Source organism: Amycolatopsis sp. NPDC005003 (assembly GCF_053600695.1).
In genome coordinates this window covers 81,983-107,160 of sequence record NZ_JBSGAI010000018.1, presented here as the reverse complement: position 1 = coordinate 107,160, position 25,178 = coordinate 81,983, and the positions used below count along the sequence as shown (strand labels likewise).

General features: G+C 70.0%; 24 protein-coding genes. 6 read left to right on the top strand and 18 right to left on the bottom strand.

Annotation, left to right across the window (positions count from 1 at the left end):
* Window positions 1–83: 83 nt before the first annotated feature.
* Both ACWED2_RS22045 and ACWED2_RS22040 read right to left on the bottom strand, forming a co-directional pair.
* Complete coding sequence (locus ACWED2_RS22045) at window positions 84–434, bottom strand: UBP-type zinc finger domain-containing protein (RefSeq protein ID WP_449692350.1); 351 nt, start codon at window positions 432–434, stop codon at window positions 84–86.
* 111 nt (window positions 435–545) lie between these two features.
* Window positions 546–1,751, bottom strand: a complete 1,206-nt coding sequence (locus ACWED2_RS22040; RefSeq protein WP_449692349.1) for a serine hydrolase domain-containing protein — start codon at window positions 1,749–1,751, stop codon at window positions 546–548.
* Between the two features lie 92 nt (window positions 1,752–1,843).
* On the opposite strand from ACWED2_RS22040, the gene ACWED2_RS22035 reads away from it, so the two are divergent.
* Window positions 1,844–2,734, top strand: a complete 891-nt coding sequence (locus tag ACWED2_RS22035) for a LysR family transcriptional regulator (RefSeq protein WP_449692348.1) — start codon at window positions 1,844–1,846, stop codon at window positions 2,732–2,734.
* 3 nt (window positions 2,735–2,737) lie between these two features.
* Here the strand turns inward: ACWED2_RS22035 and ACWED2_RS22030 are convergent, their stop codons facing one another.
* From ACWED2_RS22030 to ACWED2_RS22020, 3 genes are read right to left on the bottom strand one after another with little or no spacing between them, the layout of a single operon-like run.
* On the bottom strand, window positions 2,738–3,034 hold the full coding sequence (locus ACWED2_RS22030; RefSeq protein WP_449692347.1) for an AtuA-related protein: 297 nt from the start codon (window positions 3,032–3,034) through the stop codon (window positions 2,738–2,740).
* On the bottom strand, window positions 3,021–4,304 hold the full coding sequence (locus tag ACWED2_RS22025) for an acyclic terpene utilization AtuA family protein (protein ID WP_449692346.1): 1,284 nt from the start codon (window positions 4,302–4,304) through the stop codon (window positions 3,021–3,023). Before ACWED2_RS22025 ends, ACWED2_RS22030 begins: the two co-directional genes overlap by 14 nt.
* A gap of 15 nt (window positions 4,305–4,319) precedes the next feature.
* On the bottom strand, window positions 4,320–5,603 hold the full coding sequence (locus ACWED2_RS22020) for a CitMHS family transporter (protein WP_449692345.1): 1,284 nt from the start codon (window positions 5,601–5,603) through the stop codon (window positions 4,320–4,322).
* An 82-nt stretch (window positions 5,604–5,685) separates the two neighbouring features.
* Here ACWED2_RS22020 and ACWED2_RS22015 point away from each other — a divergent pair, with 82 nt between their 5' ends.
* The gene (locus tag ACWED2_RS22015; RefSeq protein ID WP_449692344.1) at window positions 5,686–6,624 is read left to right on the top strand and encodes a LysR family transcriptional regulator; all 939 of its coding nucleotides are present in this window, start codon (window positions 5,686–5,688) and stop codon (window positions 6,622–6,624) included.
* 9 nt (window positions 6,625–6,633) lie between these two features.
* On the opposite strand, the gene ACWED2_RS22010 is transcribed toward ACWED2_RS22015, so the two are convergent.
* Complete coding sequence (locus tag ACWED2_RS22010) at window positions 6,634–7,212, bottom strand: DUF2510 domain-containing protein (protein ID WP_449692343.1); 579 nt, start codon at window positions 7,210–7,212, stop codon at window positions 6,634–6,636.
* A 3-nt stretch (window positions 7,213–7,215) separates the two neighbouring features.
* A complete protein-coding gene (locus tag ACWED2_RS22005; protein WP_449692342.1) occupies window positions 7,216–8,577 on the bottom strand; it encodes a DUF4041 domain-containing protein in 1,362 nt (453 codons plus the stop codon).
* Window positions 8,578–9,205: 628 nt separating this feature from the next.
* Between ACWED2_RS22005 and ACWED2_RS22000 the strand changes: the two genes are divergently transcribed.
* A complete protein-coding gene (locus ACWED2_RS22000) occupies window positions 9,206–9,364 on the top strand; it encodes a hypothetical protein (protein ID WP_449692341.1) in 159 nt (52 codons plus the stop codon).
* 53 nt (window positions 9,365–9,417) lie between these two features.
* On the opposite strand, the gene ACWED2_RS21995 is transcribed toward ACWED2_RS22000, so the two are convergent.
* From ACWED2_RS21995 to ACWED2_RS21960, 8 genes are all read right to left on the bottom strand, one after another.
* On the bottom strand, window positions 9,418–10,098 hold the full coding sequence (locus ACWED2_RS21995) for a lasso peptide biosynthesis B2 protein (protein ID WP_449692340.1): 681 nt from the start codon (window positions 10,096–10,098) through the stop codon (window positions 9,418–9,420).
* Entirely contained in the window at window positions 10,095–11,864 is a 1,770-nt protein-coding gene (locus ACWED2_RS21990) for an asparagine synthase-related protein (RefSeq protein WP_449692339.1), read from the bottom strand. The genes ACWED2_RS21995 and ACWED2_RS21990 overlap by 4 nt, the downstream gene beginning before the upstream one ends.
* Window positions 11,865–11,870: 6 nt before the next feature.
* Window positions 11,871–12,056, bottom strand: coding sequence for a hypothetical protein (locus ACWED2_RS21985; RefSeq protein WP_449692338.1), 186 nt, complete (start codon window positions 12,054–12,056; stop codon window positions 11,871–11,873).
* Window positions 12,057–12,340: 284 nt separating this feature from the next.
* Window positions 12,341–13,543 carry an ROK family protein gene (locus ACWED2_RS21980; protein WP_449692337.1) on the bottom strand — a complete coding sequence of 401 codons (1,203 nt, stop codon included), beginning with the start codon at window positions 13,541–13,543 and terminating at the stop codon, window positions 12,341–12,343.
* Between the two features lie 513 nt (window positions 13,544–14,056).
* Window positions 14,057–15,238, bottom strand: coding sequence for a toll/interleukin-1 receptor domain-containing protein (locus ACWED2_RS21975; protein WP_449692336.1), 1,182 nt, complete (start codon window positions 15,236–15,238; stop codon window positions 14,057–14,059).
* A gap of 185 nt (window positions 15,239–15,423) precedes the next feature.
* A complete protein-coding gene (locus ACWED2_RS21970) occupies window positions 15,424–16,149 on the bottom strand; it encodes an ABC transporter permease (protein WP_449692335.1) in 726 nt (241 codons plus the stop codon).
* Window positions 16,146–16,871 carry an ABC transporter ATP-binding protein gene (locus tag ACWED2_RS21965; RefSeq protein ID WP_449692334.1) on the bottom strand — a complete coding sequence of 242 codons (726 nt, stop codon included), beginning with the start codon at window positions 16,869–16,871 and terminating at the stop codon, window positions 16,146–16,148. The genes ACWED2_RS21970 and ACWED2_RS21965 overlap by 4 nt, the downstream gene beginning before the upstream one ends.
* 170 nt (window positions 16,872–17,041) lie before the next feature.
* Window positions 17,042–19,918 carry a glycoside hydrolase family 9 protein gene (locus ACWED2_RS21960; RefSeq protein WP_449692333.1) on the bottom strand — a complete coding sequence of 959 codons (2,877 nt, stop codon included), beginning with the start codon at window positions 19,916–19,918 and terminating at the stop codon, window positions 17,042–17,044.
* A 243-nt stretch (window positions 19,919–20,161) separates the two neighbouring features.
* On the opposite strand from ACWED2_RS21960, the gene ACWED2_RS21955 reads away from it, so the two are divergent.
* Window positions 20,162–21,790, top strand: coding sequence for a glycoside hydrolase family 27 protein (locus ACWED2_RS21955; protein WP_449692332.1), 1,629 nt, complete (start codon window positions 20,162–20,164; stop codon window positions 21,788–21,790).
* Window positions 21,791–21,886: 96 nt separating this feature from the next.
* Window positions 21,887–22,312 carry a hypothetical protein gene (locus ACWED2_RS21950; RefSeq protein WP_449692331.1) on the top strand — a complete coding sequence of 142 codons (426 nt, stop codon included), beginning with the start codon at window positions 21,887–21,889 and terminating at the stop codon, window positions 22,310–22,312.
* Here ACWED2_RS21950 and ACWED2_RS21945 read toward each other — a convergent pair.
* The gene (locus ACWED2_RS21945; protein WP_449692330.1) at window positions 22,309–22,875 is read right to left on the bottom strand and encodes a TetR/AcrR family transcriptional regulator; all 567 of its coding nucleotides are present in this window, start codon (window positions 22,873–22,875) and stop codon (window positions 22,309–22,311) included. The two genes, ACWED2_RS21950 and ACWED2_RS21945, sit on opposite strands and share 4 nt — an antisense overlap.
* A 142-nt stretch (window positions 22,876–23,017) precedes the next feature.
* Here ACWED2_RS21945 and ACWED2_RS21940 point away from each other — a divergent pair, with 142 nt between their 5' ends.
* Window positions 23,018–23,251: a hypothetical protein gene (locus tag ACWED2_RS21940; RefSeq protein WP_449692329.1), complete on the top strand. Its 234-nt coding sequence runs from the start codon at window positions 23,018–23,020 to the stop codon at window positions 23,249–23,251.
* A 273-nt stretch (window positions 23,252–23,524) separates the two neighbouring features.
* On the opposite strand, the gene ACWED2_RS21935 is transcribed toward ACWED2_RS21940, so the two are convergent.
* Together ACWED2_RS21935 and ACWED2_RS21930 are read right to left on the bottom strand one after the other, a co-directional pair.
* Window positions 23,525–23,875 carry a hypothetical protein gene (locus ACWED2_RS21935; RefSeq protein ID WP_449692328.1) on the bottom strand — a complete coding sequence of 117 codons (351 nt, stop codon included), beginning with the start codon at window positions 23,873–23,875 and terminating at the stop codon, window positions 23,525–23,527.
* A gap of 596 nt (window positions 23,876–24,471) precedes the next feature.
* Entirely contained in the window at window positions 24,472–24,831 is a 360-nt protein-coding gene (locus tag ACWED2_RS21930) for a hypothetical protein (protein WP_449692327.1), read from the bottom strand.
* Window positions 24,832–25,178 lie beyond the last annotated feature (347 nt).

Below are 25,178 nucleotides of genomic sequence, written 5' to 3'. Positions count from 1 at the left end.
TCCACAGCATTGTTGAAACGTTTCAAGTCAGAATATCACTCGCCCTGCGTGCCGCCTAGGTTGTCAACGAGACAGAAACCGGGTTATCGGTGCAGGTGCTTGGCCCAGTCGGCGGGCACCCGCTCGGCCGGCCCCGGTGCGGCCTGGCTCAACGGCCGGTGCTCGGGAGCGGCGAGGGCGGGCCCGGATTCGTAGAGGACCTCTTCGCCGTAGTCCCAGAACCACTCTTCGCCGGGCTCGAAACTGCGCGCCAGCCGGTGCCCGCTGGCGGCGGCGTGCCCGCTGGCGTGCTGACCGGGCGAGGAATCACAGCACCCGATGTGCCCGCATTCCGCACACCGCCGGAGGTGGAACCACCAGCCCTGCGGATCGGCGGCGTCGCAGTCCGCACAACCGGTACCACTGGGCGGCACCGAGGGATCCACTCCTTGCATGCGCACTCCTCTGCTCACGACGGACCCTGCCCACCTTAGGTGCCACGGCCGGCCGCAGGGGGTGCGGCACCACCGGGACCCGGCGCCCCGCCGGGCCGCTCGGGCTCCGGGTCAGCCGTCCAGGGACTGGTAGGCGGCGGTCCAGAAATCCTGGTGCAGCCGCGGGGTGTCCGGCGAGTCCATGGCGGTCTGCGTCAGCAGGATGCCGACGAGGTCCGCCGCCGGGTCGGCGTAGGCGGTCGTGCCGAGGCCGCCGTCCCAGCCGAACTGCCCCGGCGAGGCCAGGTCACGCCGGTGGGTGCGGACCGCCATGCCGAAGCCGTAGCCGCCGTGGCGGCCGAAGTGGTCGCCGTACTGGTCCTTCTCCACCTTCTGGGCCGGGGTGAGGTGGTCCATGGTCATCAGCGCGACGGTCGCGCGGGAGAGCACCCGCCGTCCGCCGTGCACGCCGCCGTCCGCCAGCATCCGCAGGAACGCGTGGTAGTCGTCCACTGTGGACACCAGGCCGTCGCCGCCCGCCTCGAACGCCGGCGGGCGGCTGTACTTGCCGCCGCCGGCCTCGTCCCACACCGTCAGCTCACCGGTCGTCGGGTCGTGGGCGTAGCTCGTCGGCAGGCGGTGGATCTTGTCCGCCGGCACGTGGAAACCCGTGTCCACCATGCCGAGCGGGCCGAACAGGCGCTCGGCCAGGAACGCGCCGAACGGCTGCCCCGCCGCCCGCGACACGAGCACGCCGAGCACGTCCGAGCCGACGTGGTACTGCCAGCGCTCCCCCGGCTGGTACATCAGCGGGAGCGTGCCCAGCCGGCGCAGCCACTCGTCCTGGCCGATCGTGGGCCAGTTCGCCGTGCCGTCGCCGACGACGCCGAGCTCCAGCGCCGCCTCCAGGACCGGGCAGGGCGCGAACACCACGCCGAAGCCGAAGGTCAGGGTCAGCAGGTCCCGCACGGTGATCGAGCGGGCCGCCGGGACGGTGTCGTCCAGCGGCGCGTCGATCCGGGTCAGCACCCGGCGCCCGGCCAGCTCGGGCAGCCACGTCTCGACCGGGTCGTCGAGGCGCAGCCGGCACTCCTCGACCAGCAGCATCACCGCGGCCGCCGTGACCGGCTTGGTCAGCGAGGCCATCCGGAAGATCGTGTCCCGGCCCATCGGCGTGGTGCCACCCTCGTGGAGCGTGCCGAGTGCCTCGACGTGCACGTCGTCGCCGCGGCCGACCAGCGCGACCAGCCCGGGCACCGTCCCGACCTCGACGTGCCGGCTCAGCACGTCCCGGAGCCGGCTCGCGGTCGCCCGGTCCCCATTCATCGTCTGCAACATGCCTCAGAGCATCGGGGCCGGGCCGCCCGGGAACAACGACGATTCTGGCATCTTGGGCATAACACGGCACTTATCGATCCTGGGGGCACGGATTGGAACTGCGGGACATCGAGATATTCCTGACGCTCGCCGAGGAGCTCCACTTCGGCCGGACGGCGGCACGGCTGCACGTGTCACAGGCCCGGGTGAGCCAGGCGATCAAGAAGCAGGAACGCGGCGTCGGCGCCGCGCTGTTCGAGCGCACCAGCCGGTCGGTGCGGCTGACCCCGGTCGGCGAGCGGCTGCGCACGGACCTGTTGCCCGCGTACCGGTCCCTGCGGGAGGGCATGGCCCGCGCCCGGCTGGCCGCCGAGGGGAAGACCGGCGTGCTGCGGGTCGGCATGCTGCCGGCGAACGCGCACGACCTGCGGCCGTACTGGGAGGCGTTCCGGGCCCGGCACCCGCAGTGGGGCCTGCACATCCGCCACAACCCGTTCGTCAACGCGTTCGTCCCGATCCGCAACGGCGACATCGACGTGCTCGTGGCCTGGCTGCCGGTGGAGGAGCCCGACCTGACCGTCGGCCCGACCGTCTACACCGAATCCAGCGTGCTGCTGCTGGCGGCGGACCACGAGCTGGCCGCGGAGAAGTCGGTGTCGCTGGAGGTGTTCGGCGACCACGGCATCCTGCAGGGCCCGGAAGGCCCCGACTACTGGGCCGACGCGTTCACGCCGTTCCGGACGCAGAGCGGCCGGGCGATCGACCGCCGCCCGCCGAACATCGCGAGCCTCGACGACATCTTCACCCACGTCGGGAACGGCGAAGGCTTCCACAACCTCGGCGCGCACGTGGCGCGCTACCACGCCCGGCCCGACATCGTGTACCTGCCGATCCACGACTGGCCGGGCCTGCGCTGGGGCCTGGTGTGGCGCGCCGACACCGACAACGAGATGGTCCGGGCGCTGGCGGCCGTGGTCCGCGACCTCGGTGTCGCCCGCCTGTGAACTTCAGACCTCGAGGGAAAGCAGGCGCGAGCTCAGCGACTTGCCGTGCGTGTCCAGGTCCAGGGACGTCGTGACCCCGCCCGCGGCCCGGCGGCAGACGAAGTGCAGCGCGCACAGGCCGGGCAGCTCGTACCGGACGACCTCGCCGGTGACGTGGCCGTCGAGGTGCGCGCGCACCCGGGCCGCGGTGAGCACGCGGACCAGCGCCGGGTAGTCCTCGTCGGCGCGCGGGAACACCGACAGCGTCGCCACGTCGCCCTTGTCCCCCGCGCGGCAGTGCGCCAGTTCATGCAGCAGCACCAGGTGCCTCCAGGAAGGTGACGGACGGGCGGACCGCTTCGCGCGGGATGAGCGTCGAGGCGATCCCGATCACCTCGGTGATGTGCACCCGCACGCCGCCCCCGCCCGCGGGACCGTTGGTGTACAGGGACTCCACTTCGTCCCCGACGCGGTCGAGCAGGTCTCGGTCGTGACCGATCGCCGCCACCCGCAGCCGGCAGCAGGTCTCGCCGCCGAGCACCTCGGCGCGGATCGGCAGGCCGGCCAGCCGGGTGGTGACGACCTCGGCGGCCAGCGCGCCGCGACGCGCGGCGTTGGGGCCGGCGTAGGAGATCTCGGCCTCCACTTTGGCCCCGGCGCGGTAGCCGACGCTCACCTTGAGCCGGTCCGGGCGGGGCGTCCCGCGGGCCCCCGCCACGCGCACCGCGTCGGGGCCGGTCTCGGCGATCGAGACGCCCCGCACGTCCAGGGTGATGTCGGGGGTCAGGTACGCGGCCGGGTCGGTGATCTCGTAGAGCAGCTGCTCGCGCACGGTCGCGCGGGACAGCAGCCCGCCGGTGCCGGGCAGCTTCCCGATCCGCGCGGTACCGGCGGAATCGACGTCGGCGAACGGGAAGCCGAGCGCGGCCAGGTCCGGCACGTCCTGGTGGCCGGGGTCGGCGAAGTAGCCGCCGGTGAGCTGGCCCGCGCACTCGAGGAGGTGCCCGGCGAGGGTGCCGGCGGCGATCGCCGCCGGATCGTCGAGGTCCCAGCCCAGCCGGTCCGCGAGCGGGGCGACAAACAGCGACGGGTCGGCCACCCGCCCGGTGAGCACCACGTCGGCGCCCAAGGCCGGAAGCAGCGCCTCCGCGCCGAGGTAGGCGTTGGCCGACACGATCTCGCCGAGTTCCCGCAGGGGTTTCCCGGTTTCCCACGCCGGGGCGTCGAGGTCGAGCGTGTCGAGCACGTCGTCGCCGGTGACGACCGCGACCCGGCCCCCGAGCCCGTGCGCGTCGAGCAGGTCCCGGGTGACCCGGCCCGCGGCTTCGGGGTTGGCGGCGCCCATGTTCGTCACGATCCGCACCCCGGCGCGCCGCGCCAGGGGCAGCAGCCGGGAGAACCGGGCCGGCAGCCTCCGCTCGTACCCCTGCGCCGGGTCGGCCAGCTTGCGCTGCTGGGCGAGCGCGACCGTCCGCTCGCCCAGGCATTCCAGCACGAGGTCGGCCAGGTTCCCGCGGCGGAGCAGGTCCTCGGCCGGCTCGATCCGGTCACCGGAGAACCCCGCCCCGCTGCCGATCCTGGTGGTACGCACGCGGATTCTCCCCTGTCAGAACGAAATGGCGCCGGTGAGCAGCGCCGCGGCGGTCATCACCAGCGTCGTGCCGAACGCCCACTTGAAGACGAACCGCTGGTGCGCACCGAGCTCGACGCCGCTCATGCCGACGAGGATGAAGGTGGACGCGGTCAGCGGGCTCAGCGGGAACCCGGTGGTCATCTGGCCGAGGATGGCCGCGGTGCCGATCTCGGCGGGGCTGCCGCCGAGCGCGGCGGAGGTTTCCGCCAGCACCGGCAGCACCCCGAAGTAGTAGGCGTCCGGGGTGAACACCAGCGACAGCGGCATGCTCGTGACGGCCACCAGGACGGGCAGCACCCCACCCGCGCCGGGCGGGATGATCCCGACGAGCCAGTGCGCCATCGCCTGGATCATGCCGGTGCCGCCGAGGATCCCGGTGAACACGCCCGCGGCGAAGATCATGGTGGTCACCAGCACGACGTTGCTGCCGTGCTTGGCGAACAGCTCCTGCTGCTGCTCCCACTTCGGCCGGTTGACGATCACCGCGACGACGAAGGCGACCACGAACACGACCTCCAGGGGGAACAGCTGCGCGAGCAGCACTGCGACCAGTGCCAGGGTCAGCAGTACGTTGAACCAGAACCGGAAGCGGGCCCAGCCGGTGCGCGGTTCCGGCGCGGGCACCAGGTCGTCCAGCTCGACGACGCCGAGCCGCCTGCGCTCGGACCGTCCGATGAGGACCGCGGCGAGCAGCACCCACAGGATGCCGGCGACCATGGCGGGGATGGCGGGCACGAAGACGTCCCCGGAGCCGAGGTGCAGCGCGGCCATGGCACGGGCGGTCGGGCCGCCCCACGGAACCATGTTCATCACGCCCGCGCCCAGGCAGACCACGCCCGCGAGGACGATCCGCCGCATGCCCAGCCGGTCGTAGATCGGCAGCAGGGCCGACACGGTGATCAGGAAGGTCGAGGCGCCGTCGCCGTCGAGCGCGACCAGCAGGGTGAGCACCGCGGTGCCGACCGTGATCTTCAGCGGGTCGCCCTTCGCCCACCGGAGCACCCGCGCGACGGCGGGGTCGAACAACCCGGCGTCGATCATCAGGCTGAAGTACAGCACGGCGAACGTGATCATGATGGCCACCGGCGCGACCTTGACCAGGCCGCCGCCGATCAGGGTCCCGAGCGCGCCGCCGTGCCCGGTGGCCACGGCCACGAGCACCGGCAGCGCGGTCAGCGCGATGAGCACCGAGACCCGGCGGGACAGCACCGCCACCAGGAACAGGGCGATCGTGACGAAGCCACTCGCGGCGAGCATCCTTGACCTCCTTCGAGTGCGCTCACCTTCCCGGCCCGGTGCCACGCGCGGCAAGCATCAATATCCGATACATTCATGCGCCATGCGCATGGACCTGACCGTTCAGCAGCTCCGCGTCGTGGTGGCGGTGCACGACGCCGGCAGTTTCACCGCGGCCGCCGAGGTGCTGCTGCAGGCGCAGTCGTCGCTGTCGAGGACGGTGCTCGAAGTGGAGCGCCGGCTCGGGGTCGCGCTGTTCGAACGCACGACCCGGCGGCTCGAACCGACCACCGAGGGCCGCGAGTTCGTCACGATCGCGCGCAGCACCGTCGCGGCGTTCGACGCGAACCTGCGGCACTTCGCCGGTTTCCTCGACGGGCAGCGCGGCCGGGTCCGCGTCGCGACGCTTCCTTCATTGGCGGCGATCCTGCTGCCGTCGATCGTGTCGGTGTACCAGCGCGCCCACCCGGGCGTCCGGCTGTCCATAGAGGACGCACTCGCCGCCGAAGTGCTCGAGCGCCTGCGCGACGGCGACGTCGATCTCGCCGTCACGGTGGTCTCCGGCGAACCGGTCGACGACCTCGCCGTCACCCCGGTGGCCACCGACCGGTTCTGCTGCGTGTTCCCGCCGGGCCACCCCTTCGCGGCCGCGGCGGAGGTCAGCTGGACCGACCTGGCCGCGGAGGCGTTCATCGCCTTCGACACCACCACGAGCATCCGCCGCCACCTCGACCGCGCGTTCGCCGAGGCGGGCACCCGGCCCCGCAACGCCGTCGAAGCCCGCAACATCAGCGCGGTGGCGGGCCTGGTCGCCGCCGGGCTCGGCGTGTCCGCCGTCCCGGGCCTGGTGCTGCCCCTGATGACATTCGCCGGCCTGCACCACCGGCCACTCGGCAACCCGCGAACGGAACGCAGCATCGCGATCGTCCGCGTCCCCCACCGCCCCCTCGCCCCGGCGGCGACGGCCTTCCAGGAGGCGATCACCCAGGCGAGCCGCTACGGCATCCCGCTTCCGGCGGAGACGAACTGGCTGACCGCTTGACCGACCCGTTCACAAGATGTCGAGCCGCGGCGCGGCCGAAGCCACCTCCGCCGCAGCCATGATCGCCTGCGCGTCGGCCGCGTTGCTCACCCGGATGGCCATGGCCGGGACCGCACGTTTCGTCGGCCGGGTCGTGTACACCGCCAGGAACTTCGTCGACCGGTTGTAGACCGCGGCCTTGGCCAGATTCCAGTCGACCTCGAGAACCTGCTTGCGCACGATGCCGACGAAGAGGAACAACAGCCGTTGGCTGGTGCACGCGAGTACACCGAAGCCCTCTCCCTGCGCCCCGGTCAGCGCCAGGACCCGCTCCTCGGGGCGGAGGTGGCCGGCCAGCAGGTTGACCTCCTTCATGGAGCCGACGAGCAGGCCGCTCACCCTGCTCACCGCGTGCGCGATGTCCGGCCGGAGGGCCGGAGCCGGTTCCACCGGTCTCGGTGCCGGATTCGCCGGCATTGCGGGCCGAGCGACCGGCTCCGCGGTGTGGAACGTCCAGCGCCGTCCATCCCAGTAGCGGTTCAACCGCTCGTCCAGCGGATCGGTGAACCATCCCTGCGGGCGGCCCGCGGTGCCTGGTGGCTGCGCCACGCCCTACTCACCACCGTCGTCGGAGAGATCGCCGTCCGCGTCCGTCAGCACGGCCGGGAGCGCCGGCGCTCCGACGGGCACAGCCAGCTCACCGGTGTCGCGCCGACCCGGTTCGGACGCGCGCCACTCGACGGCTTCGGGCGTGTCGGTGTACTCGAGGACATGGGCATCGCGGATGGCCAGCAGGTGCTCCTTCACTTCCGCCGGAGTGGCGTAGAAGAACTCCCGCCGCATGTTGACGAGGTTGACGCGCTTGTGGCTGAGCCGCCGATGCAGTTCGGTCTCCAGTGACACGGCATCCTCGGAGAAGACCAAGGCGTGGACATCGAAGCGGAACGGCACGGACGCGTCGCCGAGCTCGCGGACCCGGTCACGCGGTTCCGACCGCCGCGTCATACCGATCTTGACGACGTTCGGCCCGAACGCACCGATGTTCGAGATCACGTACACGTGCCCGACCCGGATGTTGGCGGCGCGCAGCTCGACCCCGGCGATGGCCTCGTCGATCGACGTCAGCTGTTCCCGGGTCCGCGCGACACCGTCGACGTCCCCTTTGGCCTCGAGTTTGGCCAACGCCGTGGCGTAGTGCGCCCGTTCCTTGGCCAACCGGGCACGCTCCCGCTCGATCTCCTTCATCACCTTTGCCTCTTCGCGAAGCCGTTCGCGCTCCGCCCGGGCCTGCTCTCGTTCGGCTTCGACCTTCACCAGGTAATCCGCGGTCAGGTCGATCTCACGGAGCCGAAGCCGGTGGTAGCCGTCCGAGACGGCGATCCGCATCAGGACGCCGAGGCGGCCGATGGTGTCCCGCGTGGTCGACAACCGATTCTTCACCGCCTCCCGGGTATGCGGCTTGACCACCCGGACGGCGTTGTCGGCTTCGGCGTTGTAGGCACGCAGCATCAGCTTCGCCATGTCCCGGCCGAGCTTCTGCCCCTCCTTGACCGAGCCGTTGACCGCCCAGTCGACCTGACAGCTCACCGCGTTGCCCCGGGCCTCGAGCTTGATCTGCTCACGCAGCCGCTTCAGCTCGTCCTTGTACGCGACGGCGTCGTCCAGCGGATGGGCGTACTCGTAGACGCCGACCTCTTGCAGCAACGCCAGTTCTCGCGTCTCGATGAGCCTCGACTGCCACGCCCTCAGTTCGGATTTTTGCTGACCGAGTGAGCTGTTCAGCGCCAGGCTTTCCTGCTTCGCGTTTTCGACGACCGAGCGCAGCCGCCGCAGGTCGGCTTCGAGGGCGGGCGTCTCCGCGCCTCGCAGCTGGGTGACCCATCCCCGCAGTTCCGCGATCGTGGCATGCGCAGCACCGAGCTGCTGCTGCAACGCGGCCAGTTCCCCGTTTTCCCGACCGCCGAACAAAGCCACGTCCTCGCCTCTCCCCTGGCCGCGCACCGACAACGCCGGTTGTGGGACTGAGATCGTCGGCTCCCGTGAATCTGTTACGACAGCCGGCCCGGTTAGTCGTCCTCCGACAACCTGGTCAGCGGCCGCCGCTGGCTGCGGCGCGGTAGTCCGGTCAACGCGCCGACACCAGGCATCACCCGTACGGGTGAATCTCGGCTACAGTTCTCCCCACCGGCCATGGGCGATAGGCGGCACCTCACGACCACGGATGCATGGCCCAAGTTCACCGGGGAAGCCGCCGGCAACCTCCCCGGCCGTTCAATTACAAACTCCACGGCATCATCTCTGCACGATCCCCGGCAGAGTGCGCGGAGTGTAAGCGTGCGGCAACCGCGGAACTCCGCCCGGCTTCACCCCCGTCAGCCGTAAGCCACTGCGACACCCCGCTCCGCGGGCAGAGCCAGATCATTTCCTTCAGATTTACGGACAAGGCGCCGGACGGAAATCTCGCGAACTTGAATCCGAAGCCGGTTCGTCGCCCTCGAACCAGCAGCACGTCGCCGCGATTGCGCATATCTCGATCTACGCCGAACTTTGCTTCTCCGAGACTTGTGCCAGACTCGAACCAACGAGTTCAGCACGAAATTCCATGGAGGTGGAGGAGCAAGTGAAGATCCGCTTTGCACTGGAGGCACGCTGCATCGATTTGCCTTCAGTGCCGCTGCGTTGGTGGATCACCGTGATCGTGGTGATCATCCTGGTGCCGGCGCACCAGTGGGCCTACCTGGTCGACCTGCTGGAGCACTGACCGGGCGGATCGGGAACGGCTGCGAGCCACAAGGTTCGCAGCCGTTCCTGTGTTCACATGACAAGCACTCTTCGGAATTCGGCAGAGCTGCAATCACCGTTCAGCACGATCGCTTTGCCCTCAGCCTCGACCCAAGCGTGGAAGCGGTACGGGTCCTCGGCAACGCCGATTGCCCAGTTCAGGCGGAAGCCACACAATGCCGACGTGAGCACAGCGGTCAGTGTCCGCTCAAGGCAGGCTACCCGACAGGGAAAAAGCCTGGCCGCGCGATCGACCGCAGCGAGCACTTCGGCGGTTTGACCGACCGTGGCCGGCTTCCGGCCCAGTCGTCGCAGTGTCGAGACGGCCTGGACAGCACAGTGGAACGGCAGACACAGAAGCAAGATCGCCAAGACCAATGACACCCGGCTCCGGAGCCAACGTCGACGCACACCTGGCTCGGCAACCGCCGGGACCCGTGCTTCACTGACCGTCAAGTCCGACGAGCCGGCAAAGGAGACCAGCTTCCGAACCGGCACCTGCCTCGCCAGATCTTCGGCGTCGCCGCGGATCCGGCTTTCCGGTACGCCGGGAAAAATCGCCGCGACCGCACGCACTACGGCATCGACATCGCCGGTTCGCCGCAGCTCCCTGACCATCAGCTCCGCCGTGGCGTTGAGGGCGTACCAGCGACCCGCCCGCGTGTTCATGATCAGGCCTCCGCCATGATCGGCGGCCACGTGAACCACCGTCATGACCGCCCCTTCCCCAAACCGCTCATCCACAGATCCGCACCCAGCAGCCGGTTCAGGGCGGGAAACGGCGCCGGCAGTCCCGCCGCTGCCCGCCGCACCGAAGCCCGGACCGGCTCGGGATCGATCACGCCGAACTCGACCAGCCGCATCCGTGACACCCGGTCCATCAGCTCGCCGGCAGCCAACCGCACGCCGCGATAATCTTCTCCGATGTAGTTTCCCTTGGTACGCCGGGCGAACACCTCACCAGGCACCAACCCGGTAAGTGCCATACCGAGCAGAGGCTTGCGCGCGTTCGCGTCTGCCCGGCGATATGCGGGCAGCATGAGACAAGCCCGGACGACGTCATTGTCGAGGAACGGCGCCTGCGGCCAGATACCGAACTGCCGTGCGCGATGGTCCAGTATCCCTTGCACTGTCCCGGCGGCACGCACCTCGGACAGCGCAGTGAGGTCACCCACTCGAGCCGCCACCGTCGTGGTCTCCGCCGCTTCCCGAAGGCAGTCCGCCAATTCGCGACGGAACGGCGGATTCAACCACGCAGCTTCTCGGCCCGGTCCCGGCCACCATGCGATCGCGTCCAGCCATTCGACGTGGCGGTCCGGCGGCCGCTCCAGCCGTTCGGCGAACATCCTGAGCGCTCGCCGCAACGGCCTCGCCGAGAGCTTCGCCGACCTAGCCAGTACCCGTACCGGAGCGACATCACGTTCGCGCGCGAGCTCACGGCATTCGCGCCCGAACCTTCTCAGCGTCCCGCAGCGGACGAGGTCACCGAGATACCCAGGGGCTGCGACGAGCAACGCGTCTGCCCCCTCCCCGTTGAGGTGGACGGTGCTGCCGACATCGGCGATGTACTGCAGCCGCAGCTGCGTTCGCCGATGCGTGACCGCTCCCGGGTCCGGCACGTCGGTCGGTGACGCACTGTCCAGGCCTTGGTAGGTCAGCGTATTGCGCGTCCCGTGAACGAAGTTGGCCCGCAGCCGCCGGTCGAGCTCCAGATAGCGTTCCGCATGCTCGACGTCTTCCGCCGGAGCTTCCGGGTGGTGATATGTGAAGACGGGCAGATCCTCGTTCCGGTGCCGGGCAGCCAGGAACGCGATCGACGTCGAGTCCAGGCCACCGCTGAAGTCGGCCGTCATTCCCGCGGCGGCCCGGCTCCGGACAGCTTGCTCCAAGGCAGCGCGCAAAGCGTGCGCCGCCTCTTCCAGCGTCGACGTCGCCCCGGGGAGAAGAGTTTCGTAGATCCAAGTGCGGCAACGGCCGTCTCGCCCGATCCGCAGAGCTTGGCCTCCCCCCAGCCGATGGAGCCCGCGATAAGGCGACTTCGACGCCGCGATCGGTACACCCGGGCAGAACACTTCGGTGAGGAGCGTCAGAACATCCGGCTCCGGTCTCAGCCCGGCATACCGGGCCGTCTCGCCGGGACGGGTACCCAGCACCGTACGGCCGGCCGCCGAGAGGTAGTAGACCGGGTACTGACCGGCGAGGTCGACGAACACGGTGACATCCTCGGGGCGCACCACGACAGCGAGGTAGCTGCCCGGCCACCGTACAATCCACTCCAGCCGGTCGGCGTCCAGTGCACGCTGGAAGTCCTCACGGAGCACTCGGTCGCTTGCCGGACACTGGCCCACCAGAACCAGACGGCCGGCGGGAAGGTCCACCGTGCGAAACTCTCCCGGCCGCCAGGATCCGTAGGTGGTCACCGGTTCCGCGGCTCCGACGGTCGGGAATGCCGCGAGCAGCCCCGGGCTGTCGATGATCATCGAAGGTCACCAGTAATACTGGGAGTTCGAGTCCGCTTTTCCGCTGGACGAGTTGCCGAGAAGCAGCTCACGTATACGTCCGACCTCGACGAACAGCGGAGGCTCATACGTGCGATCGTCCGCGGCGCAGGCATCGTCGTCCACGACGGGACCACCGGGCAGCGTCACGTGACGCACGCGAAACAGCTTCATGATCGACAACCTCAAATCCGGTATCCCCTGATCAACAGGAGACGAGACAGGAACCCCCGGACCCGAGCCGGAGGCCAGGATCGTAGTTGATTGTGCGCTTTAGTTCGACCGAGGGGTAGTCCGCGTTACGAGCCGGACGAGTTTGGAGGCTGCACGAGAAGGAAGACCAGGGCCGACTGCGGGCACCACCCCGACGGAGTGACTCCGACTCGTTTCCGGCGTTGAACGACTCCATACTTGAGGTTGCACATCCCGGCCCGATTGCCGTGGCCGGCAACTTCAATTTACTCGTTGGCGTCGGCCGGGTCCCCTTCGGAGCGAATCTGCTGCTGGGAACGCAGCCCCAGGATGAGTGCTCCCTGGGCTTCGGCCAACGTATTGAGCTGGCTCGTCCGCATCTCGAACCGCGCGCCGTCGGTCACCGAGCCGGCCAATGCGTACCGCTGCAGTTCGTGCAGGCACGGGTCGACGAGCAGTTCCTGGGCGCCCGAAAGGTCACCACCGAGCACGATCAGGCGCGGGTTGACGATGTTGCACAGCTGGGCGAGAGCGAACCCCAGTGTCCGGCCGGCATCGGCGAGCACCCGCCGGCAAGCGGCATCACCGTTCTGGGCGAGCTTGATCAGCAACCGCACGGAGTCCGGCGGCTCGTAGTCCCGGCGTCCGGCCCGCCGGATCTGACCGGTGAGCGCTTCTGCGCCGACCACGGTGTCGAGGCAACCCCGGCCACCGCACAGGCACACCGCACCGTCCCGGTCGACCGTCAGATGGCCGATCTCGCCCGCCATTCCGCGCTCGCCGCGCAACACCTTGTCCCCGATCATGATACCCGCGCCCACTCCGGTGGAGGCTTTGACGTAGACCACCGTCTCGAGGGGCTCCTCGAGCCCGTAGGTCTGCTCGGCCATCGCACCGAGATTCGCGTCGTTGTCCACCGCCACGCGCACCCCGCCGAAGTACTCCTGCAGCGTGGCTGCCGGCTCATCGGTCTCGAGCCAGGGCGGCAGCACCGGGGTCGCGAACCGGCCGTTGTGCGGGTCGATCATCCGGGGCACCGCCAGGCCGGCGGAGACGACGTCTCCGAGATCGTGCCCGGTACGACGGACGACTTCGCGAATGACCCGCTTGAGCACCGGCAGGACCTGCGAAAACCCGTTGTTGGCTCCCTCGTTGAGCACTTCGCGTTCGACCGCTTCGAATCCGTGGTCGACCTGCCGGGCGATCACGGCTGTCCGGCGGAATCCGAGATCGATACCCAGCGCGACACCACGAGTTTTGGCCAGCCGGACGACACGCCGGTCGATCTCGACCACACCCTCTCGCGCGAGGTCGCGCACGGCCGTGGACACGGAGGCCTCCGATATGCCCATGCGACGGGCAATACGCGACTGCTGGTCGGCCTTGATCATGATTTCGATGATCAATTTACGGCGGTTGTGCCCCTTCGTCCCCTTCGCCGAGCCGAGCAACGTGTGCGCATCGGGCATCGGACCCTCTTTTCGCGTGTCGGACCCAAGCTGAACTTGGAGCAAACAAGGCTAGCAGAGATTACTTCAAGTTTAAGAGAGGCAAACCCCAATTTTGCACCCACTTTGTTACTCGATCATTCAGCTCTTTATCGGGCGATCGCTCAGACACGCCGGTAAGATCAAGTGCGGAACCAGCGAGCCCGAGGCCGCCGACACGTCGCGCTTGCACGCTCTGCGCCGCAACGAAACGAGCGTCCATGCCAGTCGATCTTCACGGCGCCGACGGCCATCCCCGACCAGCCGTCGCTTGCCGCTATTCCACGGGCAAAGATGGGTACAAACCGCCACGAGCACATCCTCGTGTAGCCACCAGCGCAGCCGGGGCGGAACGATTGATACCCGCAATAAACCAGTCAAAATGTAGACAATTACTGGACGGCCACGCGCTTGGAGCGCGGCCCGCTGCGCGCAGCGAGGTGAGGATGGTGACGGCGGCCGCGCACACTGCCTCGCCGGAGTCGCCGGCCCGCGTCACGCCACGGGAGCGGTGCGCGGCTCCGGTCCCGCCGGGCCGGTGAACAGCACGCGCAGCAGCTCCGCGGCCGCGTCGGCGGTGAACGCGGACAGCAGGTAGTGGTCGCTGCTGCCGGGCAGGAACGTCAGGGGGATTTCGTCGGGCGACCGGCCCGGGAGGACGACCGGCAGCAGCTTTCTCGTCCACTGGGCCGGGTAGCGCAGCAGCAGGTCGGCCAGCCTGCCGTATTCCGAGCGGATCCCGCGGTGCCGCGTCTCGTCGATGAGCTCGCCGTTGCCCACCGCGCGGTACGCCGGCGATGCCACCACGATCACGTAGTCGGTGCGCAGGATCTGGGTCGTGGTCCAACGATCCCAGTTGCGGCGGCGTTCCAGGCCGTACCGGTCGACGCGCACGTCGACGCCTTCTTCGGCCAGCAGCCGGCACAACCGCAGCACGGCTCTCTTGTGCGCCGGGGAGTCGTGCGCGTACGAGACGAACACCCGGGGCGCGCGGGCGGCCGCCGGAAGCCCCCCGTCCGGGGCGTTCGGTTCCGGGGCCTCCGGCAGCCGGACGGAGAACGCGTCCGAGCGGCCGGTCGCGTGCAGCCCGAGGCGGCCTCCCGCGGTCACGTGGTAGGACCCGCAGGCCAGCACCGGCAGCTCGGCGCGGTCCGGCGGGGTCAGCAGGACGAGCCACGCCGTGCGGGTGCCGGCCGGCACGCGCCCGGCGTGCCGCCACTGCACCCGCGAACTCCCCAGCCCGAAGCAGTCGACGCGCGGCCGCACCGCGGGCAGGGCCACCTCGGTGCCGCTCGCGTCGGCCACCCGCCGGGAGCGGCCGAAGGTCAGCTGCCGGGTCGGCTCGTCGCTGTGCGCGGGCTCGACTGCCGTGCCCGCGCGGGGCACCGCGTCGACCACCAGCACCTCGGCGGCGTCGAATTCGAACTCGATCTCCGCCCAGGCCGGCGGCGCCACGTGCGCCGGCACGTCGAATTCGTAGTCGACGCGGACGAGGTAGGCCGCCTGCCCGGTGCAGCCGCCCGGCAGCGGGCCGATCCGGTACAGCTGCCAGCCGGAGAACCGGATCACGCCGATTTCGATGCCGTTCGGCGCCACGTCGACCGTTTTGGCGACGACACCGAGGTAAAGCGGGACACTGCCGGCCGTTCGAGCACCCGGCGGCGAACCTCCGGCCATGGCAGCACCCCCGTCGCGTCGAGTCGTTCCGTGCGCAAACTGGCGTCGAGGGAAGGAGTCGCTCCGGGCGCCGATTTGTTTCACCGGGCACCGCGGCCCGCGGAATTTCGCCGCCTCCGGCTCGCGCCGCGGTCGTGGCCACCAGCCACAGTGGACCGAGCTCCCGGCGGTCCGGCACCACCGGCTCAGGGCGTGCGGCGCCGCAGCGTCGCCGCGCCGAGCAGCAGCGCGAGGACCACGCAGCCCGCGATGATCCCGATGTTGCGCACCAGGGTGCCGTCGATCTCGGCCGAGCGGGTCACCTGGGTGAGCGCGTCCACCGCGTACGACAGCGGCAGGACGTCCGACACCGCGTTCAGCACCCAGCCCATGTCCCCGCGCGGCACGAACAGTCCGCACAGCAGGAACTGCGGCAGCACGAACACCGGCAGGAACTGGATCGCCTGGAACTCGGTGCGGGCGAACGCGCTGACGAACAGCCCGAGCGCGGTGCCGAGCAGCGCGTCCAGCACCACGACGAGCAGCAGGACCCAGACCGAGCCGGCGATGTCCAGCCCGAGCCAGGTCAGGGAGATCCCGGCCGCCACCACCACCTGCAGGGTGGCCAGCAGGCCGAACGCCAGCGCGTAGCCGAGGATCAGGTCCAGCTTGCCGACCGGCAGCGTCATCAGGCGCTCCAACGTCCCCGTCGTGCGCTCGCGCAACGTCGTCACCGAGGTCAGCAGGAACATGATCGTGAACGGGAAGATCCCGAGCAACGCCGGCGCGACCGCGCTGAACCGCTGCTCCGAGTTGAGCACGTACCGGAGCAGGACCATCAGCACGCTCGGCACCGCGACGAGCAGCACGATCGTGCGCGGGTCGTGCCGGAGCTGGGTGAGGATCCGCCGGGTGGTGGGCAGCGCGCTCATCGCGTCGCCTCCGTCCGGCCCCGGATCAGGCGCAGGAACGCCTGCTCGAGATCGGGCGCGCCGGTCCGCGCGCGCAGGGCCTCCGGGGTGCCGCGGGCGAGGACCTTGCCGCGGTGCAGCAGCAGGAGGTCGTCGCAGCGCGCGGCTTCATCCATCACGTGGCTGGAGATCAGCAGGGTGACGCCGGTGGCGGCCAGGTCGTGGAACAGCTTCCAGAGCTCGTCGCGCAGCTCGGGGTCGGAGCCGACCGTCGGCTCGTCCAGCACCAGCAGCTCGGGCGTGCCGAGCAGGGCCGCGGCCAGGTTGGCCCGGCCGCGCTGGCCGCCGGAGAGGCGGCCGACCAGGACCCGGGCCGACGCCGTCAGCCCCGTCCGGGTGATCACCCGGTCGACATCCGACGGTGGCGTGCCGAGCACCGCGGCGAAGTAGCGCAGGGCCTCGGTCACCGTCAGGTCCGCGTAGATCGCCGGGTCCTGGGTCGCGTAGCCGATCCGCCGGCGCAGCTCGGGGTGGCCCGCGGGCCTGCCGAGCACGTCCACGCGCCCGGAGGCGACGAGCTGGACGCCGACGATCGAACGCATCAGCGTGCTCTTGCCGCAGCCGTTCGGCCCCAGCAGGCCGGTCACCGTCCCGCGACGCACGGTGAACCCGATGTCGCGCAGCACCTCTTCGCCGCCGCGGTGGACGCGCAGGTCCTCCACGACGATCGCCGGCTCGTCCACGGCGTCCGCTCCTTCCGCCCCGGACCACTCATGGTGAGCGCCGGTGGGGAAGGAGACAAGAGGAGACGAGTGCGGGCAGATGCGCCGAGGGGGGAGGAGGCGCACCTGCCCGCAGGTGTGACATTAGCCGAGTCTCCGTCAGTTCGCCGATCGAGCGACCGGAACGGGTGTCAGCCGCACGTCTTGCCGTTCACCGCGAAGGCCGTGGGACTCGCGTTGCTGCCCGTGTAGCTGCCGTTGAAGCCGATCGAGACCGCCTTGCCCGGCGCCACCGAAGCGTTCCACGGCATCGCCGTGGCGGTGACGTTCGCGCCGGACTGCGCCCAGGTCGCCGACCAGCCCTGGGTCACCTTCTGGTTCCCCGGGAAGGCGAACTTCAGCGTCCACGTCGGCCACGTCGTCGTCCCGGTGTTGGTCACCGTGACGTAGGCCGTGAAGCCCCCGGACCAGCTGTTCGCCGTGTAGGTCACCGAGCAGCCGCCGCCCGATGCGTCCGGCAGCGTGGTGAACTGCGTCGACGCCGAGTCCGGGCCGGTGAGGCCCGCCCCGTTGCGGGCCACCACGACCAGGCTGTAGGCGGTCGACGGCGAAAGCCCGGTCAGCGTCGCCGACGTCCCGGTGACGGTGGCGAGGACCTTGCGAGCCGCGCCGGACACGCTGACGACGTCGTAGTTCCTGATCCCGCTTTCGGCATCCGAGGACGCCGTCCAGGTCACCGTCGCGCCGGTCGCGGACACCGCCGAGACGGCGGGCTTGCCCGCCGCGGCCGGGGCGGTCGTGTCGACCGCGGACGGCGACTTCTCCGCCGTCCAGTTCGCCAGCCAGGCCAGCGCCGAGTTCCAGTTGATCGCGACCTCGTTCACCGAGTACGCCTGGATGTCGTCGACGAAGCAGCGCTGGGGCGCGCAGCCGGCGAGCAGCCGGGCCGCGGTCGGGTCCTGCAGGCCGCTGTTGGGCCCGCCGGAGAGCGCCCCGGGCGGCGCGGTCGGCAGCGACGGGTCGAGCTGGTGCGCCCAGAACCGGTGGTGCACGTTCTGCACGGCCTGGTCACCGTGACCGGAGACGTAGGAGTAGTTCGCCGGGTTGCGGCCCAGCAGGTAGTCCATCGCCTGGAACGCGCCGTCGCGGTACTTGTCCTGCTTGGTGAAGTCGTACGCCAGGGCCAGCACGACACCGTTGTTGGCAACCAGGCCGTTCGAGCCCCACTCGTAGGTGCCGTCGGCCGTCCGGTAGGGCGCGGGGTAGCCCATGCCCGCCATCTGGCTCAGGTGGCTGTCGGCCGTCGTGGTGATCGCCGACCTGATCGCCGTGACGTCCGCCGCGGGCAGGTCGGTCGGCACCAGCGCGAGGGTGATGTCGCCGAGCGCGCCCGTCGAGCCCCAGTCGAAGCCGTGGGTGTTGAAGCTGACGCCGCGGTAGAGCGACGACCCGGTGACGTCGGTGCGGTACGCGCTCTTCGCCGTCGTCGCGAACAGCTCCGCGGCCGCCCAGTAGAACTCGTCGGTCACGGTGTTGTCGCTGTACGTCCCGCCGCCGGTGCCGTCGTTCGGGTCGGCGAGCACGTTCGGGTCGGCCTTCGCCGCGGCGTAGGCCTTCTCGGCCGCGGTGAGCAGCTTCGCCGAGTAGGTGGGGTCGATCGTCTTCCACAGCCGGGACGCCTGCGCCGCGACCGCGGCCATGTTCAGCGTGGCCGCCGTGCTCGGCGGGGAGAGCCGGCGCGGCTGGCTGTCCTGGTCGGGCCGGGTGGGCAGGCTGGTCCACGCCGCGTCGTGGATCTTGTGGTGCACCATGCCCGCCTGCGGCTTGCCGTCGGGCACCTGCATGGAGAGCAGGAAGTCGAGCTCCCAGCGGGCTTCGTCGAGGATGTCGGGGACGCCGTTGGCCCGCTCCGGGATGGCCAGCTTCCCGTCGCCCAGCGCACTCGCGTCGCCGAGCTTCAGCGCGCGCTCGTACTCGTCGAGCAGCTGCCAGGTCGCGATGCCGCCGTTGACGACGTACTTGCCGTGGTCACCGGCGTCGTACCAGCCGCCGCGCACGTCGAGGGTGTAGCCGCAGTTGAGGTCCGACCGGCAGGGCACGTTGTTGTCGCCCTGGTTCGGCGCGACGTTCACGTGGCCCGCGGGCCGCGCGTAGGTGGCCCCGACGTACTGGGCGTCGATGGCGATGCCGCTGCGCTGGTGGTAGAAGAACGCCAGTGCGTCGTAGCGCAGCTTCTTGAGGCCGTCCGCGGAGATGTCGAACGGGAAGCTGGTCTCGGAGCCGACGGAGAGGGTGTACCCGGTGCCCGCGGTGTCGTAGGCGGAGAAGTCGATGTCGTGGACGTTCGCGCCGGAGGCGGCGTCCGCGCCGCGGGGCCGGGTCTGGCCGGTGGCCACCGCGGTGCCGGCGGCGTTGCGCAGCGTCCACGTCACCGGCGTCGTGGAGCTGTTGATCACCGTGGCGTGCTTGGGCAGGCCGGGGGTGTAGCTCTCCTGGTTCACCCGGATGCCGCTGGTCGGCGGCAGGCCGCCGGGTGGGATCACCCCGCCGATCAGCGAGATGTTGTCCAGGCAGACGGTGTTGTTCGCGGTCTGGCCGCCGAACCAGAAGGCCAGCTGGCCGTTGCCCGCGCCCGGGAAGTCCAATGTGGACGTGAAGGTGACGGTGAAGTGCTGCGTCGCCGGCGTGACCGTCAGGTCGGTGCGGGAGATCTGCCGGTAGGGCGAGACGGCCTCGCCCGCGACGGCGGAGATCTGCTGGGTGGTCGTCGCGTGCGCGTCGAACTTCAGCGTGTACTGCTGCCCCGCCTCGAACGGGACGCCGTTCTGGCCGACGAGGGCGTCGTAGCCGTTGGCCGTGCCGCCGGTGACGTCGGTGCAGAACTCGCCGCCGGTGACGCGGCCGGTGGTCCCGGACCCGGCCCACCAGGGGTCGATCGTGCCACTGGCGAAAGTGCCGTTGAGGAGCCGCTCGTAGTCGGCGGCGACGGCGGGCACGGAACCCGCCGTCAACCCGAGCGCCGTCACCGCCAGCAGCACCAGTCCAGCCCGGAATCTTCTTACCCGCATTCGCCATCTCCTCGTCGTCGAGCTCGGTGGCAGTGGGAGCGCTCCCAGACAGGGGACTGTAATCAAGCGTGTGCGGCTTTGGCAATGATCCGCGAAGGAGGCTGGACGCGGTACGAACCTTCGTCTATACATACCTGGGCCACCGGGTCGGCCACAGCGAAAATTTCGGAAAGTTTCACCGCTGTCAGCGAAACCAAAAGTGTTAGCGCTAACTCCCGGTTCCCCGTCCGGAAAGGGGCAACGATGCCCGCTCGAACCCGTTCCCGGGTCCTGCACCTGCTCGCCGCGACGGCCGCCGCGCTGTCGTTGTCCACGGCCGTGCCGCCGGCCGCCGTCGCCGCCCCGGGCAGCCCGGCGGTGACCCCGCCGCTGGGCTGGAACAGCTGGAACAGCTTCGGGTGCAACGTCTCCGAGTCCACCATCCACCAGGCCGCCGACGCGATGGTGTCCTCCGGCATGCGCGACGCGGGCTACCAGTACGTCGTGGTCGACGACTGCTGGTTCGACCCGAACCGCGACGCGCAGGGCAACCTGCGCGGCAACGCCTCGAAGTTCCCCAGTGGCATGAAGGCCCTCGGCGACTACATCCACGCCCGCGGCCTGAAGTTCGGCATCTACCAGGTGCCCACCGACCGCACCTGCGCCCAGCGCGGCGGCACCTACCCGGGCTCGACCGGCAGCCAGGGCCACGAAGCCCAGGACGCCCGCACGTTCGCCTCCTGGGGCGTCGACTACCTCAAGTACGACTGGTGCTCCCCCGCCGGCACCCGCGACGAGCAGGTCAGCCGCTTCGGCCTGATGCGCGACGCCCTGCGCGGCACCGGACGGCCGATCGTCTACAGCATCAACCCCAACAGCTACCACGCCATCACCGGCGACAAGTACGACTGGGGCCAGGTCGCCGACCTGTGGCGTACCACCGAAGACCTGCTCGACATCTGGCAGAACGGCAACACCAACAGCTACCCGATGGGCGTCGGCAACGTCCTCGACGTCACCGCCCCGCTGGCCGCGCAGGCCGGGCCCGGACACTGGAACGACCCGGACATGCTCGTCGTCGGGCGGCCCGGCCTGTCACTGACCGAGTCCCGCGCCCACTTCGCCCTCTGGGCGCTGCTGGCGGCGCCGCTCATGGCGGGCAACGACATCCGCACCATGTCCGCGGACATCAGCGCGGTCCTGCGCAACCCCCGCCTGCTGGCGGTCGACCAGGACAGCCTCGGCGCCGGCGGCCGCCGGGTCCGCGACGACGGCAACGTAGAGGTCTTCGCCAAGCCGCTGTCCGACGGGTCCGTCGCCGTCGGGCTGCTCAACCGCGGCAGCGCGACGACGACCATCAGCACCACCGCGGCGCAGATCGGGCTCAACGGGACGTCGTTCACGCTGACCGACCTGTGGACCGGCGGCACGTCCGCCTCGAGTGGCGCGATCAGCGCGAGCGTGCCCGCCCACGGCGTCGCCGCCTACCGCGTCTCCGGCGGCACCCCGCTCGCCGCCACGACGTCGCGGCTGCGCGGCACCGGCTCGAACCGCTGCCTGGACGTCGACAACAACTCCACCGCCTCGGGGGCGGGCACGCTGATCTGGGACTGCCAGACCGCCGCCAACCAGCTCTGGACCAGCTGGGAGAACGGCGAAATCCGGGTCTTCGGCGACAAGTGCCTCGACGGTGGCGCGAGTGGCGCCCAGGTGCTCAGCCGCTCGTGCACCGGGCAGAACAACCAGAAGTGGACGCTCGGCTCGGACGGCACGATCCGCAATGTCCAATCAGGACTCTGTCTCGACGCCGAAGGGGCCGCGACCGCCAACGGGACCCGAGCGATCCTGTGGTCCTGCAACGGCCAGGCGAACCAGAAGTGGAGCCGCGCCTGACCCTCTGCGAGACAGTTGACTCACAGCGCGCCGAGTGCCAGCATGGCGGTCTATGAGACAGCCGTCTCATAGACCGCCATGCCGAGGAGCTGGTCGTTGTCCACGTGGTTGCTCGTCTACGGAATGCTGTCCGCCTACTGCCTGGCCGGCTGCCTGATGGAGCACTTCGCCGTCTTCTCCGGGTGGCCGGCCATCGGCAGCGGCGAGTTCCGGGCCGTCCAGACGACCCAGGGCCACGGCAGCGGAATCGTCTACGTGGTCCCGAAGGTCCTGCTGACCGCGTTGGTGGTCGCCGCACTGGTTGCGGGCCCCATTCCGGCGTGGCCGCTGTGGGGCGGCTTGGCGGTGCTGAGCGCCTCCTGGCTCTCGTTCGCCGTGATCCAGCTGCCGATCCAGCTGCACATCCGGGAAACGGCCGAGCACGCGGCCATCGTGCGATTGCTGCGGACCGACTGGATCCGCGTGCTGGCGATGGTGGCGCAGTTCGCCTTCGCCGTGGTCGCCATCACCATCGCGGGTTAGTCCCGCCAAGTGCCCACGCTGTCGACGAGCCGGGCGATGAGGGCGTCGGAAACCGGGCGGCGCTGGGTCGTCGCGCGGTAGACGATCGGGCCGACCAGCAGCGCCGTCAGGTCCGCCTGCTCGATTCCGGTGACCAGCTCGCCGGCCGCGACCGCCGCCCGGACGGCCGCGTGCAGGCGTTCCGCGATCGTGCGGACCGACTCCTCCTGCCGGCGCGCGGCTTCCGGATCCGACAGCGCGGACTGCGCCAAGGTGAGCGAAACGGCGGCGACCGCCGGGATCGCGAGCTCGTCGGCCATCCGCCGCAGCTGGGCGCACAGCCACGGCCGCAGCGGCGGCTCCGGGTCCTTGAACAGCGGCAGGTCCGCGCCGCCCATCGCGTCGAGCAGGAGCTGGTCGGCCCGGGGCCAGTGCCGGTACACCGTGGCCCGGCCGACCCCGGCCTCCTCGGCGACCCGCCGGTGCGTGACGGCGTCGAGCCCCTCGCCCGCCAGCAACCGCCGGGCCGCGGCGACCATCGCCGCCCGGCTGCGCGCCGCCCGCGGGTCGGTCGAATAGCTCACCGTCGCATCCTACGAGACCGGACGCGGCCGGCCAGGCGCGTCGGCCGGCTCACCTGACCGAGGGACAAGGCGGCGGTAACGCCCAGGTGGTAACGGAGCGATAACGAGGGTACGGACCGCTCGACCACAGGAGAACTTTCGCGTGGAAACACCGTGCCGAGGCCCCATCGACGTCACCCGGGTCACCGGGTTCGACACCGGCACCGCCGACCCCGACGACCTCCGCCGCGCCGTCGCGGCGTCACCCGGCTACACGCGCGCCGCCACCGAACACCGGGAAGCGTTGCTGGACATCGTGTTGCGGGTGGGCACCACGCCCATCCCGGAGCCGAGACGCCGCCGCGGGGTCGTCGCGAGACTGCTCGGCCGCCGCTAGGCACGAAGACAGCCGCGACCGGAATCCGGTCGCGGCTGTCTTCTTTTCACGGTTTTCGGTTGTGCGCCGGGTGGGGCCGGCGCACCGGCTCCGCCCGGTGGCCGGTCCCACCCGTGCCGGCGTCGGCGCCGGGTCGCTGCGTGCCCGGAACGGGGAACCGGAGTGTGCAGCTCGCTCCCTGTTCCGGGCACGTCGCACGACGTCAGGCGCGGCGCCGGACTCCGCGCCCCGGCCGGCATCCGCACACACAACGGGCGGCCGTGGCGCGGGGACTCAGTGGCCCTGGCTGGTGCCGCCGTCGGCGAGGCCGCCCGAGGCGCAGTTTTCCGGGTTCTCGCCACTGGCCTCGTGCTCGCCCGGCGACAGGATCGGCACGCCGATGCCGTTGAGCGAGTTCTGGATCGGCACCTGGACGCCGAGCACGTTGATGTTGTTGTCACACACGCCGAGCACGGCGTTGACGTTGTGCAGCACGTCGGTGTTGTTCAGGTTGAGCAGGCCGAGCTGCCCGGTGTGGCCACCGTGGTGGTCGTGGTCGAACGGCGTGTCGGCGGCCGCGACACCGCCGGCCAGGAAAGCGCCGGCCGCCATGGCAGCCGCGACGATTCCAACCTTCTTCAGCATTTCTTCTCCTCGTTTGACAGGTGCATCGGACAGGACGGTGGCGAGGTGTGTGTTCTCCGTCCCGCATGAGGAAAACGTACTGAGAGAAAGGAATCAATTCCACTTCGCGCCACCATCGGGTGTGCGCCACAAGCCGCTGACCGGGCAGTGATTGGCCCGATCGGGTAAGCGAGGTTTATCGCGGAAAAAGCGTTTCACGAAACACCGGCCGTATTCGCACACTCGTTCATGCCACAACCACCCGAAGAACCGCGACGGAAATAGCGGGGAAGCCGTAGGCTCGGACACACGGAACTCGTTCCCCTCGACCCCGGGGGCGGGTTCCGGCTGGTGAACCGGCGAGGCCTGAACCCCTCAGCCGAACCCGCAGCCGGGCGACGCCTGTCCTCGCCGGTTCCCAGCAGCCCCCGGCTCGCAGCCGTTCACCGGGCACGTTTTTGCGCAGCGAAAAGCCGCCGCACGGACGAGTGTCCGCGCGACGGCTTTTTCCCACCGGGTCGGTCAGCGGCCCCGGGCGACGTCGTGCATCGGGACTAGGCCGAACTGCTCGCTGTGGCCGCTTCCGGAAATCGTTTCTTCCGCCGGAGCGGAAGCCTTCAGTCGCCCTGGCTGGTGCCGCCGTCGGCGAGCCCGCCGGACGCGCAGTTGTACGGCGCCTCGCCCTCCGCCTCGCCGGCGCCCGGCGACAGGATCGGCACGCCGATGCCGTTGAGCGATTCCTGGACCGGCACCTGAACACCGAGCACGTTGACGTTGTTGTGGCACAACCCGAGCGTGCCCTGGACGTTGTGCAGCGCGTCGGTGTCGTTCAGGTTCACCAGGCCGACCTGGCCGGTGTGGTCGTAGCCGTGGTGGCGGCCGTGCTCCTCGTCCGGCGTCCCGGCGGCCGCGATCCCACCGGTCACGAATGCCCCGGCAGCCATGGCGGCGGCAACGAAGCCGATTTTCTTCAACATGGATTCTCCTCGATAAGACAATTGCCGAAGGCGGCACCCAATCCATTTCCGGCGCCTCGGTGGCAGAAACGTACTGACGGGCCGCGGGGGCTTCCAGCCGGTTCACCGATCGTGTGGGGTGCGCGAACCCCTGACCGGGGTTCGGGTAGCTCGAACGGGTGGCTCGCCAGGCGCGGCCCCGGCGACGACCTGAAGCTGCACGGGCGCAAACCGAACCGTTGCTACGCAACGTGTTCCGTCGATCGGGACATCGCGATGCGTCACGCTTTGGGGTTGCCTCCCGCCCGCCAATCAGTGTCGGAGCGTGACGAATTGCGGAATCCCATCCTTCGAAAGTGAAGACACCT

What these genes read in the sequence shown, in the direction of transcription:
- ACWED2_RS22045 (WP_449692350.1), bottom strand. Translation starts at nt 434, where the DNA reads ATGCAAGGAGTGGATCCCTCGGTGCCGCCCAGTGGTACCGGTTGTGCG.
- ACWED2_RS22040 (WP_449692349.1), bottom strand. Translation starts at nt 1,751, where the DNA reads ATGTTGCAGACGATGAATGGGGACCGGGCGACCGCGAGCCGGCTCCGG.
- ACWED2_RS22020 (WP_449692345.1), bottom strand. Translation starts at nt 5,603, where the DNA reads ATGCTCGCCGCGAGTGGCTTCGTCACGATCGCCCTGTTCCTGGTGGCG.
- ACWED2_RS22015 (WP_449692344.1), top strand. Translation starts at nt 5,686, where the DNA reads ATGCGCATGGACCTGACCGTTCAGCAGCTCCGCGTCGTGGTGGCGGTG.
- ACWED2_RS22000 (WP_449692341.1), top strand. Translation starts at nt 9,206, where the DNA reads ATGGAGGTGGAGGAGCAAGTGAAGATCCGCTTTGCACTGGAGGCACGC.
- ACWED2_RS21995 (WP_449692340.1), bottom strand. Translation starts at nt 10,098, where the DNA reads ATGACGGTGGTTCACGTGGCCGCCGATCATGGCGGAGGCCTGATCATG.
- ACWED2_RS21990 (WP_449692339.1), bottom strand. Translation starts at nt 11,864, where the DNA reads ATGATCATCGACAGCCCGGGGCTGCTCGCGGCATTCCCGACCGTCGGA.
- ACWED2_RS21985 (WP_449692338.1), bottom strand. Translation starts at nt 12,056, where the DNA reads ATGAAGCTGTTTCGCGTGCGTCACGTGACGCTGCCCGGTGGTCCCGTC.
- ACWED2_RS21980 (WP_449692337.1), bottom strand. Translation starts at nt 13,543, where the DNA reads ATGCCCGATGCGCACACGTTGCTCGGCTCGGCGAAGGGGACGAAGGGG.
- ACWED2_RS21975 (WP_449692336.1), bottom strand. Translation starts at nt 15,238, where the DNA reads ATGGCCGGAGGTTCGCCGCCGGGTGCTCGAACGGCCGGCAGTGTCCCG.
- ACWED2_RS21970 (WP_449692335.1), bottom strand. Translation starts at nt 16,149, where the DNA reads ATGAGCGCGCTGCCCACCACCCGGCGGATCCTCACCCAGCTCCGGCAC.
- ACWED2_RS21960 (WP_449692333.1), bottom strand. Translation starts at nt 19,918, where the DNA reads ATGCGGGTAAGAAGATTCCGGGCTGGACTGGTGCTGCTGGCGGTGACG.
- ACWED2_RS21955 (WP_449692332.1), top strand. Translation starts at nt 20,162, where the DNA reads ATGCCCGCTCGAACCCGTTCCCGGGTCCTGCACCTGCTCGCCGCGACG.
- ACWED2_RS21935 (WP_449692328.1), bottom strand. Translation starts at nt 23,875, where the DNA reads ATGCTGAAGAAGGTTGGAATCGTCGCGGCTGCCATGGCGGCCGGCGCT.
- ACWED2_RS21930 (WP_449692327.1), bottom strand. Translation starts at nt 24,831, where the DNA reads ATGTTGAAGAAAATCGGCTTCGTTGCCGCCGCCATGGCTGCCGGGGCA.